The sequence below is a fragment of the Stenotrophomonas sp. SrG genome, from assembly GCF_050031795.1.
Classification (GTDB): domain Bacteria; phylum Pseudomonadota; class Gammaproteobacteria; order Xanthomonadales; family Xanthomonadaceae; genus Stenotrophomonas; species Stenotrophomonas rhizophila_A.
In genome coordinates, this window is sequence record NZ_JBNBBE010001075.1 from 1 (window position 1) to 240 (window position 240).

At 77.1% G+C, this 240-nt stretch carries 1 protein-coding gene; it reads right to left on the reverse strand.

From position 1 onward, the window contains the following. On the reverse strand, positions 1 to 240 hold a 240-nt coding region (gene pilM, locus ACQG3P_RS22785), incomplete at both ends, for a pilus assembly protein PilM (RefSeq protein ID WP_426806319.1).

Consider the following 240-nt stretch of genomic DNA (forward strand, 5'->3'; position numbering starts at 1 on the left):
CCGCGCCGCCCGGCAGCCGGCGGCTGTTCGGCGGGCCCGGGGCGTCGGTGAACGGCTCGCGCCCGGCCATCCCGGAGCTGGCCGGCCCCCCCCCCTGGCGCTTGGCCAGGCCCGCGGCCTCGTAGGTCAGGCCGTAGCGGCGCATGACCTCGTCGGGCAGCTGCTGGCCACCGAACACCTGTTCGCGGCTGGACCGGCTGCGCCCGCCACGAAGAACGTTCAGGGTGGTCAGGGTGGCAC